At 60.0% G+C, this 13,000-nt stretch carries 10 protein-coding genes; 2 read left to right on the plus strand and 8 right to left on the minus strand.

Annotated elements, in window-relative coordinates; genetic code table 11:
- Positions 1 to 77: 77 nt before the first annotated feature.
- The 8 genes from AC2FNV_RS08825 to AC2FNV_RS08860 all read right to left on the minus strand — a co-directional run bounded on the left by AC2FNV_RS08825 (position 78) and on the right by AC2FNV_RS08860 (position 10,355).
- Entirely contained in the window at positions 78 to 3,026 is a 2,949-nt protein-coding gene (locus AC2FNV_RS08825) for an FAD-dependent oxidoreductase (RefSeq protein ID WP_496773008.1), read from the minus strand.
- Positions 3,023 to 3,562 carry a 4Fe-4S dicluster domain-containing protein gene (locus AC2FNV_RS08830; RefSeq protein WP_496773010.1) on the minus strand — a complete coding sequence of 180 codons (540 nt, stop codon included), beginning with the start codon at positions 3,560 to 3,562 and terminating at the stop codon, positions 3,023 to 3,025. The genes AC2FNV_RS08825 and AC2FNV_RS08830 overlap by 4 nt, the downstream gene beginning before the upstream one ends.
- The gene (locus tag AC2FNV_RS08835; RefSeq protein WP_496773012.1) at positions 3,559 to 5,718 is read right to left on the minus strand and encodes a molybdopterin-dependent oxidoreductase; all 2,160 of its coding nucleotides are present in this window, start codon (positions 5,716 to 5,718) and stop codon (positions 3,559 to 3,561) included. The genes AC2FNV_RS08830 and AC2FNV_RS08835 overlap by 4 nt, the downstream gene beginning before the upstream one ends.
- Before the next feature lie 112 nt (positions 5,719 to 5,830).
- On the minus strand, positions 5,831 to 6,610 hold the full coding sequence (locus tag AC2FNV_RS08840) for a 3-hydroxybutyrate dehydrogenase (RefSeq protein WP_496773014.1): 780 nt from the start codon (positions 6,608 to 6,610) through the stop codon (positions 5,831 to 5,833).
- A 38-nt stretch (positions 6,611 to 6,648) separates the two neighbouring features.
- The gene (locus AC2FNV_RS08845) at positions 6,649 to 7,248 is read right to left on the minus strand and encodes an HdeD family acid-resistance protein (protein WP_496773016.1); all 600 of its coding nucleotides are present in this window, start codon (positions 7,246 to 7,248) and stop codon (positions 6,649 to 6,651) included.
- Between the two features lie 24 nt (positions 7,249 to 7,272).
- Positions 7,273 to 8,010: an acetoacetate decarboxylase gene (locus AC2FNV_RS08850; RefSeq protein ID WP_496773018.1), complete on the minus strand. Its 738-nt coding sequence runs from the start codon at positions 8,008 to 8,010 to the stop codon at positions 7,273 to 7,275.
- Between the two features lies 1 nt (position 8,011).
- Positions 8,012 to 9,223: a patatin-like phospholipase family protein gene (locus tag AC2FNV_RS08855; protein ID WP_496773020.1), complete on the minus strand. Its 1,212-nt coding sequence runs from the start codon at positions 9,221 to 9,223 to the stop codon at positions 8,012 to 8,014.
- A 268-nt stretch (positions 9,224 to 9,491) separates the two neighbouring features.
- Entirely contained in the window at positions 9,492 to 10,355 is an 864-nt protein-coding gene (locus tag AC2FNV_RS08860) for a hypothetical protein (RefSeq protein ID WP_496773022.1), read from the minus strand.
- 599 nt (positions 10,356 to 10,954) lie between these two features.
- On the opposite strand from AC2FNV_RS08860, the gene AC2FNV_RS08865 reads away from it, so the two are divergent.
- Both AC2FNV_RS08865 and AC2FNV_RS08870 read left to right on the plus strand, forming a co-directional pair.
- Entirely contained in the window at positions 10,955 to 12,616 is a 1,662-nt protein-coding gene (locus AC2FNV_RS08865) for a tetratricopeptide repeat protein (protein ID WP_496773024.1), read from the plus strand.
- A 115-nt stretch (positions 12,617 to 12,731) separates the two neighbouring features.
- Positions 12,732 to 12,980: a potassium channel family protein gene (locus AC2FNV_RS08870; protein WP_496773026.1), complete on the plus strand. Its 249-nt coding sequence runs from the start codon at positions 12,732 to 12,734 to the stop codon at positions 12,978 to 12,980.
- The last annotated feature ends 20 nt before the right edge of the window (positions 12,981 to 13,000 follow it).

Raw genomic sequence — 13,000 nt, forward strand, 5'->3', positions numbered from 1 at the left:
ATAGCGGAAGCTGGTCTGATGCTTCCGGACTATCGCTCAGCGAACGGGCCCGATCCGTGGGCGCACACGAAAAGCGTCTAAGTCATGCCCGCCAAAACATCCCGCGCCGCGTTCGGTCGATATGTCCGCGAGCGTGCGCAGGACGGGCAAAGTTCGCGTTCCAGAAGGGTTGCCATGTGGTCTGGCAGACGATCCCGCACAAAGTCCCGATGCGCCGGCGTCCGCGTCGGGGCTCCGCATTCGCTGCACGCCAGAAGCGGCTGTTCCTGCACCACTGTCCCCGTGATGACCGTGCGGCGGACCCCGTCTTGATCCTCGATACGGATTGCCGCGGTCGGGCAGACCTGCGTGCAGGCGCCACAACCAATGCAGAGAGACGACGCACGTTCGAAATCGAAATACGCCAGCCGGCCGGCCGGCGTGTCGGACATGCGCAGCGCCTCGACGCCCATTTCGCTGCAGGCCGCCATGCACAGGCCGCACCCGATGCAGATGTCGCACCGCAGGCACCTCTTCGTTTCGTCATGCGCCATGGCGTCCGTCAGACCCTCTTCGACCTGGACGTAATTGCCGTCGCCCACGACCTCTTCGACCGACCGTTCGGGCATCATCGCCCTATGCAGATACGTCCGGTCCTTTGCCGGTGTTTTCAGGAACGGCACCTCGTCCCGGCGAATTGCCTTGCCGACGCTGGCATCGACGACTTCGCCGCTCAGCCACGCGTCGATCGAGGCCGCGGCGATCTTGCCGGAGCGGATCGCGTCGACCACCAATCTGGGACCGTGTTCCACGTCTCCACCGGCAAAGACCCCCGGCTCTTTGGTCATCAGGGTCTTTGGATCCGTCACGATGTAACCGCGGGTCACTTCAAGGCCGCTGCCCTCGATGCTCGTCAGATCGGTGCCCTGTCCAATCGCCAGAAGGACGTGATCGGCCTCCAGGGTGAGCAAACGGGTCGGATCGTATTCCGGGTTGAAGCGCCCGGTCTCGTCTCTGGTTCGCGCGCAATACTGAAAGACGATGCGGCCGGCTTCCTCCACGCGCATAGGACCCCATCCCGGTCGAAGCTGAACGCCTTCGTCGACAGCCATCTGAATGTCGTCCGGGCCAGCCGGCATCTCGCGCCGTTTTTCCATAGAGACCATTTCGACGTGTTGCGCACCCTGGCGGAGGGCCGTGAGGGCGACATCAACCGCCACATTGCCGCCGCCGACCACGACGACCCGCGGTCCGACCCGAGCCGGATGGCCGCTTCGTACCGCGCGCAGGAAATCAATGCCCCCCTTCACGAATGGCAGATGGGCGCCATCGACTGCGAGCAACCGCGCCAACTGGGTCCCGAGTCCTAGAAAAACGGCATCGTAATCCTTGCGAAACGTGTCGAGGCTGTTGACCTTGGTGCCCGTATTCAGCTCAATCCCAAGCGCCAGAATCTGGTCCAGTTCCTGATCAAGCATTTCGGTGGGAAGCCGATACGAGGGGATACCATATCGCAACATGCCGCCGGCATGTTCTCTCTCGTCGAGAATTTCGACTGAATGGCCGTTTAGACGCAGAAAGTAGGCTGCTGTAAGACCGGCTGGTCCAGATCCGATGATGCCGATGCGTTTGCCGGTGTCCGGTTCGACGTTGGGTTGCGGATAGCCTCCATCGGCGAGGCAGTGCTCGGCCGCCTTTGCCTTGAGCGGACGAATAAACACCGCGCCGTTGCCCGTGCCTCGCACACAGGCAGACTCGCATGGGGCCGGACAGATCAGGCCACAGACCAGCGGAAACGGGTTGTCGCGCCGTATCACTTCGATCGCGGAGCGATAGTCGCCATGGCCGATATGGGCAATGAAACTTGGAATATCGATGTTCGCCGGGCATGTGCGGTGGCAGGGGGCTGCCTGCCGCTCAAGGCAGATCCCTTCGGGGCAGGACTCGCGACGCACATGGCTTTCCCACTGGTCGCGATAGTGCTGCAGTGAGCTGGCAAGCGGCCATGCCGCCGCAAGGCCCTTTGCCTGAAGTTGAAGCACGATCTCGTCGAGCCCGTCCAGGTGCCCGGCATCACCACGGCCTAGCGTGACTTCAGCCGCGAGCCGCGCCGTCCGTGCGAGAAGCCCGCGTACGGCATGCGGCTCGTCCTCGGCGAGTTGCCAGTGGCGATAGAGCGCACGTCGGGTTTGTTTCACAACGCAGACGCCGTCTGACATGACCGTCAGGCTGGAGGGTGCTGGAACGGTCCCGGCCGAGGAAAGAGAGACCGGGTCGCACATGATTTTGGAGGCGGATAAGGGAAGGAACCCACCCATGCCACCGTCGAACGCCAGAACAAGGTCACCGTCCTGCGCGTCGATGCTGCCGCGCCACCCTTCAATTTGCCCTCGAAGGTCTGTGTCATGCGCCAATTGCGCCAGCCCGCGTTGCGTCAGTCCTTGGCGTAGGGTGATCAGCGACGCATGTTCTGCCCGCTTGTCGGCGAATGACAGGGCGATCCGGCACCAGGTTTCCGGGTCATGGACCAGCTGGGATTCCGCCGCTGGACGGCGGTCGCCCCAGCAGGTCGGCTGGCTGTTCCGCTTAATCTCCAACGAGCGGCTGGGGACTGAGACCCGTGCCAATGACCGGATCGAATCCACGGTGTTGAGGAAGGCGCCTTCGTGTCCCGCCTGGTCTTCGGTCAGGCGGAGTTCGATCTTGTCGCTGTCGCGCAGGCCTAGGGCGATCATCACACCCTCGGCCACCAGCCAGGGCGCTCCATCCAGAACGGAGGAGGTGACGAGCGAATCCGGGTCCAGGCCGGTCGCATCGATGACGATGGTCGACGGCCCGTTGCCCTGGAGGAACGTCCGCCAGATGTAGTCGACCGGACGACCCGCGCCGTGGCTTTCGGCCAAACTAGCCGTTCGAAGATGCTGTACCCTTTGCAACGGCGAAAGTGTCCGCGCCCGGTCAAGTCCGGGAACCGCACGCTCGAGCGTATTCGCGGGCGCGGTGTCCCCCATCGTGAGCCAGGAGGGCAACGTCGGCTGCGCGCTCATGCCTCGGCCCTCCCGCCGGACTCGGCCTCTGCCTCGGCCTCTGCCAGCACGAAGCGGGCATAGCGTTCCCGGCGTGGGTCCGGCATTTCGCTGGCGTCACCGAAAGAAAGGCACCCGGTCACGCATTTGGTCACACAGGCGGGTTTCAGGCCGGCGTCCACCCGGTCCATGCAGAAGTCACATTTGACGACCTTTTTGGTCTCTGGATTCCACTGCGGCGTCCCCCATGGGCAGGCGGTTATGCAGGACTTGCAGCCGACGCACAGGCTTGATTCCACGTGGACGATGCCGTCCTTCTCGCGTTTCTGCATCGCTCCCGTCGGGCAGGCCCTGACACACCAGGGATCCTCACAGTGAAAGCACGGCATGAATGTGAAATGCATGCGCGGAAGACCGTCGACGTCGACCGGGCCGTCGGTGATGATCTTGCATGGTGACGGCCCGGGTCCAAGATCCTTGTTGGACGAGCAGTGGACTTCGCAAGCATGGCACCCGATGCAATTGGCTTCGTCATGCTTCAACATGTAATTGCTCATGCCGGTACTCCTCCGGTTATCGCGGGTTTGACCCGCACGACGGTTTCGGTCAGGGCGCACCCGCCGCCGGCTGGGTCGAAGTCGTAGAGTTTACCCTCCTGCAGCTGCTGATCGGCGACGCCGACTCCAAGCGCCCGTGTGGCGGCAGGCACCGTCGCGCCGTAGCCGTGCAGCATGAAGACCGCCTCGGGGTGAATCCACCGGGTGACTTTGGCCTTAAGGGTGCCGTGGTATGTGCCGGACCCCTGGACCTCGACATGCGACCCGTCGGTGATCCCAAGGGGACCGGCCCGGTCGGGGTGAATCCAAAGCTCTTGCTCGGGCGCGATGGTGCGCAGGATCGGATTGTTGAGAGATTGGCCATGCGCCAGCGTGGCCGTGCGTCCAAACAGCAGCGCGAACGCATCCCCGGTCTGGGCCGTGTTCGGCGTGAACGGCGCGAGCGCCGGCAGGCCCGCCTGTTCAAGGCTGTCGGATACGATCTCGATCTTTCCCGACGGGGTCTTGAACCGGATATCGTCGCGCGGTGTCAGCTTGGGCTCCTTGGCCAGGACGGTCATCCCCGCTTCCCGCATTTCGGCAACCGAGACGCCGGTGCCGTCGAGCTGGTAGTTCCAGATCTCTTCGATGTTCTCGAAATCGAGCGGGTCCTTGATATCCATGCGCCGCAGGATCTCGCGGAAGATCCACCACGCAGGACGGCTGTCGAAGCGGGGGGCAATGGCCTGATCGCGCATCGTGAAAACCGGCACCTGACCGTTCGCCTGACTCAGGATGTTGGCCCGCTCCAGATAAGAGGATTCCGGCAGGATGACGTCGGACCGCCAACCGGTTTCCGAAAAGCGCACGTCGATGGACACCAGCAGGTCCAGATGTTCCATCGCCTTCAGCATTGCCTTGCGATCCGGCATGCCGGTCAGCGGGTCGTGGCGGTAGGCGAAGTATGCGCCCACGCCATATGGCTTTTCGGTTTCCATGGCGGCGAAGAGCTGATGCAGCATGCCGATGGCCGGGTCCCATGTCGGCCGCTCGGTCCCCGCGCCATCGACGCGCGGCTCTTTGACCGGGGCGACCCGCGCGGTCAGGGCGTTCAGCGCCTTGCGTCCGTACTGGGCGGGCGACTTGCCCATGATCAGACCGCCGGGGATCTCGATGTTGCCCATCAAAGCGTTCAGGATCAGCGTGGATCGGCTGACGTAGAACGATTGCTTGTGGCGGGCGGTCATCCAGCCCGGGTGGAAGATGACTTGCGGCGCGTCGGCCGCGATCTCCCGGACGAAATCACGAAACTCGTCGGCCGAGATACCGGTATGCTCTTCCTGCCATTCCGGTGTCGCGGTGGCCACGGCCTCGCGCAACGCGTCCATGCCGACAACAAATTTCGCAACGAATTCCTTGTCGTAGATCTCTTGCTTCAGGATCTCGTGGATCAGAGCCAGGTTCAGCGCATAGTCGCTTCTTGGCCGGACCTGCCAGTACCGCGTCGCCTTGCAGGCGGTAAAGCTGGCGCGCGGGTCGACATAAGTGCATTTCATGCCGTTCGCCATTGCGCTCATGAACGCCTTGGCTTCCTTGACCTGGATGGATTCAACGATGTTGCGGCCGTAGAGCACCATATGCTTGGTGTTCTTCATGTCGAAGATCAGTTCGGCGTGGCTGAACCCGAACAACGACTTGGATGCGTTATGAACATTTCCACCGCAGGTGGCGTCGTGGTTGAAATAGTTCGGCGAGCCAAGCGCGTGGGTGAAAGTCCGGGTCAGATCCGTGAACGGGCCGCCCCGATCGGACAGGGCAATGCCACGCGCTCCGTGTTTCTCAATCGTGGCGCTAAGCTTCTCCGCTATGTAGTCCAAGGCCTCGTCCCACGAAGCGCGCCGCCATTCACCGCTGCCGCGTGGGCCCTTGCGGATCAGCGGGGTCTGCGGGCGCTGATCGTCGGATTCGAACGCCAGACCGGCCGCGCCCTTAGCGCATAGGCTAGCTCCGATGGCCGGGTCTTTGGTATTTCCTTGGAGCCACGTCACGCGGCCGTCTTCAACCGTCACTTCCATCGGGCAACGGACCGCACACATACCGCACATGCTATAGACGGTCCGCCGGCCAGGAGTTCCAACTGCGCTCACATTCGGCGCCTTTGCCACGCTTATCGTCATCGATATGGCCCTTTCTTTGTGTTTGTGTTGCTTCCGGTGACCAGACACCAACGCCAAGTCGAAGATGTGTCCGAGCGCTCCGTGAAGACGGCTAAGCGGCGTGCTGTTTCGGCTATTCCATGAACCACCCGTGGCTGACGATGATGGACTGGCCGGTCAGAGCGTTCGAGCCGAAGGAAGCGAAGAACACCGCCGCTTCGGCGACATCCTCGACGGTGGTGAACTCGTGGTCGACGGTGTCCTTGAGCATGACGTTATCGATCACTTGCTGTTCCGTGATGCCAAGGTCCTTTGCCTGTTCGGGGATCTGTTTTTCAACCAGTGGCGTGCGCACGAAGCCAGGGCAAATCACGTTCGCCCGCACCCCGTATTCGGCGCCTTCCTTGGCCACCACCTTGCACAGACCGATCAGCCCGTGCTTGGCCGTGACGTAGGGGGCCTTGAGCTTGGAGGCTTCCTTGGAGTGCACCGAGCCCATGTAGATCACGCTGCCATTGCCTTGCTTGTACATTTGGCGCAGTGCGGCGCGGGTCGTCAGAAACGCACCGTCGAGGTGGATCGACAGCAGCTTCCTCCACTTGGAGAACTCAAAATCGACCAGCGGGTCGACGATCTGAATGCCCGCGTTGCTGACAAGAACGTCCAGCGTGCCAAAGGACTCGACCACCTGGGCAATGCCCGTGTCCACCTGGGATTCGTCGGTCACATCCATTGCCACGGCCATCGCGGTTGCGCCGGTTGGGTCGATCTCGGTCGCGGTGGCCTGGGCCGCATCCAGATTGAGGTCAGCAATCGCGACCTTTGCGCCTTCGCGGGCGTAAATTATTGCGATCTCCTTGCCGATCCCGCTTGCCGAGCCTGTGATCAGGGCAACTTTGTTTTCTAGACGCATCTTGTTTTCCTTCCGAAAAGGATGCCCGACTGGCAGGATCACCCGTTACTGTCTTGTAGGGCTTTCTGGGCCTGCCCGGCCCGCAGAGCCAAGGACAGAAAGGCCCATCCCCTGGACATCATGCTGAATCCGACCAGCAGACCGATCGCCCATGTTGCTGTACCGGGCAGTCCTGCGATCAGCATGAACCCAACCACAATCGAGAGGATCCCGGAAAAGAGAAACCATCCCCAGTTGTCGGCGGGCTTGATCTGGAATGCGAGGATGCTTTCCACCGAACCCGTCACTATGAAGACGGTGGCCAGAAACACCGTCAGTGTGACGATGCCACTCAACGGGAAGAATGCCAGCCAGCCGCCGGCGAAAACAAAGATCAAGCCGACCGCAAGCTCATAGAAGAACCCGCTCCATTTCTGGTTCGAAAAAGCCTGGACCGCTTGAACGACACCACCGATCAGGAAGAGCCAACCCAACATGAGCTTTGCAGCGATTGTCGTCACGAAAGGAAAGAAAACTGCAAGGATCCCCAAAACGAGGAGCAGAATTCCAGTAAACATGAACCAGCCACGATACTCTGAGGCTGCATCGGAGAGGTCCTGCCATTCAGCGTCGATTCCGTATTTCAATTCTTCACTCATTTCTTTCTCCCGTCTCTTACGGCGTCACGCCAGGTAGTCGTGCACCACTTCCCCCATCCCAAGAGTTAGGTCGCTAAGGATGTGCGTTGCGCTAAGAACTTCGAGCACCGGGAGCGACGCGACGGGTGCAAGCGCATGGTGAAATAGTTCCAGCGCAGCAGGGCCAGTCCATGCTCCCTTGAGTGTGATATCTTCCAGGAAATAGCGAACGATCTCGCAGATTCTCGGGCTGCCATCGACATGCGGAATAATCTTCAGAAGAAAACTCGGCTCACGCAATGACGCGAGGACAGGATCGTGATCCAACGCCCGGTGTTTATAGCCCATGGTGGCCACCGCAACCGGGACCGGACCATAACGTAGGACCCCGCCGAATGTGTCTTTCTCGACCCGCATTTCCGGAAAGGCGAGCTTCTTGGGGAACCCCCACAACTCGCGGCCTCCGGCTATCGGAGAGTGATCGTCGAGGTACATTGCATGGACATAGCCGCCCTTCTCACCGCGGAAGCTGACGGGGATAACCTGGCCGCTCTCGGTGTAGTCGCCGAAACCAGTCGAATCCGGCATGCGGATGAACTCGAACTTGACGATGGGATCGGTCATCTCCAGCGGCTCGGGGATTACCGCACGCAACGCATCGGGGTCTGTCCGGTACGCGATGATCAGGAACTCTCGATCGATGAAACGATAGGGTCCGGGCGGGTATGCCGGATTTGTTAGCGGCATCGCGAAAGCGTTTCTTTTAACGTCTTGCTCGTTCATGTCAGTGCTTCGCCTTTCGAGCCTTTTTGGTCTGTTCCGCTTTCCGACGGGTGGTCACCGTTTCATCGACATGGGCCAGATCGAACGTCCTGACCCCGACCTGACGGTCCGGCGGACTCAGTGCCTCGCGGTGAGACAGCGTGCGCAGGGTGTCCTCGTACCCGACCCGCCAGTGCTCGTCCGTCGTGCGGCGCGAAAACTCGTAGTCCTTCGAGACCCCTTCGTAGGCCTTGCTCTCGTAGATCAGCTGCACGATGTTGCAGACCCGGTCGTCCGCCTCGGCAGCAAGCAGCTGTGCGTCGGGCGAGTTCCGCAAATCGGCAGGCATGTCCTCAAGCAGGTTTGCCATGGCGATCCGCAATTTCTGCGCATGCTCGTAGTGGTCGGTCGCAGCACGGGTCTTGCTGGAAAAGCGGATTTCCTTTTCCCGCACCTGGGCCTCAGCGAAATCGGTTGGAAGCTCGCCCTTGGCGTTCCACAGATCGACCTGGAAGGCGAGCGTATCCACCCGCGGGCGGGAATTCAGCACCCACTGCAAGGGGGTATTCGAGACAATGCCACCGTCCCAATAGTATTCGCCGTCAACCTTGGTCGCCGGGAACCCCGGCGGCAGCGCCCCGCTCGCCATGATATGTTCGGCCGTGATCGTGTGCGTGGTGGTGTCGAAGTAAACGAAGTTGCCGGTCTCGACGTTGGTCGCGCCGACGCTCAGGCGCATCGGCCCCGCGTTGATCCGGTCGAAATCCACCAGCCGATCCAGCGTCGGCCGCAGCCGATCGACGCTGTAAAAACTCAACTTGTCCGGGGTGGCCGCAGGCATGGCGATTTCAAGCGGCGTCCTTGGGCTGAAAAAGCCCGGCGCCCCGAACATTGCGATCCCCATCGCGCGGCTCTGGTTCACCATCCGCCGCACGAAATCCTGTTGGAAATCGACCTGCGGGACATGTGGAATGCTGAACGTCCCAAGCGGCGGGCTGCTTACCTCATCCCAGAATTCGCGCAGGCGCGCGACCCGGTCCTCCGGCGCATTCCCGGCGATCAGCGCGGCGTTTATCGCCCCGATCGAAATCCCGGCTACCCAATCGGGTTCCAGATCTGCCCCGGCCAAGGCCTCGTAGACCCCGGCCTGATAGGAACCGAGTGCACCGCCTCCCTGAAGCAGGAGCACTACTTGTTCAAAGCCGTGTCGCCTGTTACTTGGTGTCTCAATCAATGTTCCCACCTTTGTCTACGATTCCAACCGTCCCGGACAAATTGGTGGTTGGACCTACCTAAATGTGCGCGCTTTGCTACCGACCGCGGAAGTACGTTACTGTAACAACTCGCGCGACCCTCGGCTGGCGGCGAAACGGCCGAGCCGTTGGTTGCGTGTGGGCGACCTTGTTTCTGAAAAAGGAGGTTTCGCGACTCCATTCCCCATTCCGCAGTTGGGATCGCGGGTACCCGCTGGCCAACTTGTTTTTTTGGCGGCAAGGGATCCGTCATCCAGGCACGTTTTCAGCGTCTCGGGCAAACCATCGGGCGGCCAAAAGGGCGAAGATGAGCTGCATCGGCACGCCAAGAACCACCATGATCATCGCGTGTTGGTCTATGGTCGCCATGGAAAACAGGGGGACCATGGCTGCACCGACGTTTCGGGTGCACATGCCGAGAGCCAGGACGCTGCGTTGAGGCTGGAGCAAACTTCCGCTCAGCAGGTAACTGGCTGTCGTCAGGATGGCGAAAAACGCAATCTGCGCCGCAATGGCGTAGCTGCCGAATGTGCTGACGAACCCCTTCCCGTAGAGCACAGCGCAAAGGACCAGAACCGCGATCGTCGCGGCCGTTGTGACCTTCTTGACAAACGGCCGGATAGTGGCAGCCGTCTTCGGCGCACGCGAAAAAACCGCAATGCCCCCCAGCAATGGCAACAGCACGATGAAGACCAGAGGTTTGGCGATACTCCACGCATCGGCGGTCAGCGAAGGTGCAACGAAGGGAACCGCCAACGGCAGGATCACAACTGTCCCGACCGCGGCCAGAAGCAGCATGGCCGCGGTGTAATTCATCGACCCGCGGGCCCGTTTAACGATGCCGGGAAGGAAGGGCGCGCAGGGCGTCAGACCAAGCAGCAAAAGGCCGACGGCATAGGACTCCTCAAGTGGGATTATCAACGTCAGGGCGAGCGCCAGCAAAGGGCCGAGCGCGAAACCGAACAGCAGGCCAAGTCCGAGGAACCTCGCGTCGCGAAGTCCGATGAACGCGTCGCGCAATTTCAGCCCAAGCCCCATGTCGAGCAACGAGCCTGCCATGAACAGGACGAGCGACACCTTCAACATGACATCCAGCACGACGTCCATCTCCATCTCTATGTGTCTTGTGCAATTTGCCCGCACACAGTCAGCGATGGTTCACGCAGTCACGAAAAAGGACATGGCTGGAAGTACGTTACCGTAACAATTCCCGCATTGTCCGGTTCAACACCCGAGACCAGATTCGATTTGGCCGCCGGGTCGTTCGCGATATTGGACCGTGAGGAAACCGAGTTAGAAACTCAAGAAGGCATACTAGCCCTGAACTGACTTGTTTTCCCTGCAAGCTGCAGCGCCCTAAGTCCTCATTTGAGATTTCTCGCTCTGGCTGTGCCAATGCGCGCCCCACTCATATTCTGGTTGAATTTCGTTTGGCGTTGCGACCAAAAACGACGCCGTCGCGCCACTGGACGGAATTTCGAAACGGGGGGCGTCAATTCGAAGCGTTCTGAAAAAAAAAGAGAAATTGGGTCATTGGCCTGAATTGCTAAGCATTGACTGAGAGGCCTGATATGATGGTTGATGTAACGAAGGATTCTGACCGAGAGCATCGAATTTCAATTTGGCTTTGGCTAGATCTCAACACACGAAAGCGATTTCACTTACTGGCTCGCTGGCTGGATGAATGATTGCACCAAAGAAGGTAGACTGTTTTGGATAATGGCGCTGCGCTTTCACCCGGCATGATGCGGGCCGCCACCGATCGCGTTCTCGCTTCGCCGGATTTTAATGCCTCGGCCCGCATCCGTCGGTTCCTGAACCACATCGTACAGGAAAGTCTTGCCGGGCGGTCTGAGCGCATTAAAGCGTACAGCATTGCGACCAGTGTGCTTGGCCGCGGGACGGATTTCGATCCGCAGACGGATCCTATCGTTCGAATTGAAGCCCGACGCCTGAGAAGCGCTCTCGAACATTACTATCTGACCGCCGGAAGCGAGGACCCTGTTCGCATTTCGGTCCCGAAGGGAGGTTATGTCCCGGAGTTCGAACTGTCCCGTCCACCTGCCCGATCGCCCGTCGTATCGTCACCAGAGAACGTTCCAAAACCTGAAGACGCCCCGGCTCACCCACCCTCGATCTTTGTGGTGCCCTTTGTATGCGAAGGCAGTATCGATCAGTTTTCGGAATTCGGGCAAGGGCTGACACGACAATTGATTGTAGCATTGACCAGGTTTTGTGACCTTCTGGTCTATGGTCCTGAGACCTCATTTTCCTATGAGTCATCTGATGCGGCCAAAGATCTCCATTCCGAATTGGACGTCGACTTCTTCCTGCATGGAGGGGTGGAAATGGAGCCCGGACATTTTGCCGTCGAGGCGATATTGACGGAAGCCGGGAGCCAACAGGCCGTGTGGGCAGACCGATTTGAAGCAGTCCTTGACCCGTCTGGAATCTTCGAATGGCGTGAGCAGGTGGCGGAAACAGTTGCCCGCATTATAGCGCAGCCCTATGGCGTCATCTTCTCTAGGCGAGCTCAGGAGGTGGAAGGGAAACACGCAACCGAATTGTCTTCATATGATTGCGTCAATCGATACTATCACTACAGCCGGACCTATAATCGCGCCGGCAACGCCGAAGTAATCGGATGCCTTGAAGAGGCTATCGCCCGTGAGCCACAGTTTGCCGAGGCGTTCGCCTGTCTTTCCTTTTCCTATTCGGATGCTTACCGATTCGGTTTCCCAATCCCAGACGGGACGGACGAGCCCATTGAGCGGGCGAAGACCCTTGCACTCAAGTCGATCGAACTCGCTCCCCGATCGAGCTTGGGATTTCACGCGCTCGGGCAGGCCTACTGGTTCAGAAATGAAATCGAGGCGGCCCTCGAGGCGTTCGAAACCGGGTTGGAGCTCAATCCGAACGCGACGAGCCTGTTGGCCGATCTTGGTTTGAAACTGGCCACTCTGGGCGACTGGGAAAGGGGCATACCGCTTCTTGAGGAGTCTTTTTCCCGAAACCCGGCTCAGCCCGGCACTTATAGAATTGCCATGGCACTGTACCACTTTGCGGAAGGCCGATTTCAACAGGCCCTGTCTGAAGCACAAAAGGTCGCGGCACCCGATGTGCTTCCAACACATATCGTGGAAGCCATATGTTTGGTGCGCTTGGGCCGGAAGGACGATGCCAAGGCTGCTGTCGGGCGCATTCTTGATATCAGGCCAGACTACGGAGTTATCGTTCGCGACGATCTCGCGAAGCGCAACGTGGAGCCCGAACTCGCGGCCAAAATGACTCTAGCGTTGCAGGACGCGGGCCTCCCCGCGACTTCGCCGCGACCCGAACCAGCGCAGTTCAGATTGCCTGCTAACAACCCCTGAATCTAGCGGAGGTCGGGTGCTCGGACTCTTTTTGAATACTTATCGATTGTTGAAGGCAATCAGGCGCTCCTGGAAAAGCCCGAAGTTCCGGGCCGGACTGGTCCTCGCAGTCCTGATGCTCCTTTCGGGAACACTGTTTTACAGGAGCGTCGAGGGCTGGTCTTGGGTTGACTCGCTCTATTTCAGTGTCTCGACTATATCCACAGCGGGTCCGGGTGATTTGGCGCCATCGACCGACATCAGCAAACTCTTCACCATCCTATACCTTTTCGTTGGGGCCGGCGTCTTCGTGGCCCTTTTCACCCAATTCGCTCGGGCATTGCTGCAACACTACGATGAAGACGACGGAGATGACGCCGGCTAGAATTAGCGGTCGCTCCGACC

The sequence above is a fragment of the Ruegeria sp. BHSA163 genome (genome assembly GCF_059613365.1).